The following is a 1,432-nucleotide window of genomic DNA, read 5'->3' as shown; positions in this document are numbered from 1 at the left end:
CCCCCACATCGGCCCAACCCAGGTTGACCCCCGAACTCAACAACCCCGACAACTGCGCACCGACATTGCCCACACCAGACACCACCGCCGAAGTCCCCACACCCAACACACTGGAGTTAAACAACCCCGACACATCCGACCCAAGATTGAACACACCCGAACTCAACGAAGCAGCATTGAACAACCCCGACACCGTCCCCACCCACCCCGACGGAACCTGGTTGAACCAACCCGACACCTGCGACCCCACATTGCCAAACCCCGACACCCCACCAGCACCGGAGTTGAAGAAACCCGACGACGGAGCAACAGTCGAATTCCCGAACCCCGGCACCGCCGAAATATCGATCAGTCCGAGATGGATGGGACCAATCGTGCTGTGAGCCGTGAGGGCGAACGGGATTTCACGGATGGCGATAGCTGGGATGGTGAATGCGCCGGTGCCACCGGACAGGCTGATGTTGAGCGGGTTCAGTGCGGGAATCGTGAGGCCGCCCGGGAAGATATCGAACGGGCCGGAATGGCCGGCAACGGACGCCAGCAGTGGGATTCGGTCCAGGGTGACTGCGGGGGTGCTGAACGGCAGGTTGGCCAGGAATGCTGAAACGGATCCCTGCGACGAACTTGCACCTATCACTATCGGACCAATTATGAGGTCGGTCAGTGTGTTGGGGACGACCTCGAAGGCGCCCGAGATCGGCCCGATTGTCATGGCCCCGCCGGGTTGTGAGGCGAACGAGTAATTCAGGGTGACGGGCACCGCGGGAACCGCGAGGTGCGGAATCACCACCGGGCCTAGGCCGATGCTCACCGTGGTGGCGTCTAGGTCGATTCGGGGAATCGGGATGGTCGGGAGGGTGAAACTGTCGATGGCGATATCGACGCTGAACTCTGGCCTTATTGCCGGGAAGTCGATCGCGGGGATCTCGACGGAACCCAGTCCACCATCGAGGTTGAAGGTTAGGAACTCGGTTCGGGGAAGCACGGCAGGGATATAGGAGAAGGCGGTTAGGCCTTGGTAGTCGCCTCGCCATAAGGCGCCGTTGCTGTAGTTGCCCGAGATGAGGGCGCCGGTGTTCACGTTGCCGGAGTTGGCCAGCCCGGTATTGGTGTCACCGGTGTTCAACCAGCCCGTGTTGACACTGCCCGGGTTGAAATCGCCGGTATTGGCATCACCGGCATTGAAACTACCGGTGTTGTAACTGCCCGCATTCATCAACCCCGTGTTGAAACCACCCGCATTGAACACACCAGTACTCGCCACCCCCGAATTACCCACACCCGTGTTATAACTCCCCGAATTGAACAACCCCCAGTTCCCCGTACCAGAATTAAAGAACCCCACATTCCCGGTACCCGAATTGAACAACCCCACATTACCGCTACCCGTATTAAAAGCACCAAACCCCGTCAGATTGTCCCCCGACAACCC

Annotated in this window: 1 pseudogene; it reads right to left on the bottom strand. The window is 59.7% G+C overall.

The annotated features are described in order from the left end of the window. Positions 1-1,432, bottom strand: a pseudogene (locus A5636_RS07215) (PPE family protein); the annotation flags it as partial.

This window comes from Mycobacterium asiaticum, assembly GCF_001673315.1.
GTDB classification, from domain to species: domain Bacteria; phylum Actinomycetota; class Actinomycetes; order Mycobacteriales; family Mycobacteriaceae; genus Mycobacterium; species Mycobacterium asiaticum_B.
This window is presented reverse-complemented; position numbering and strand designations above follow the sequence as displayed.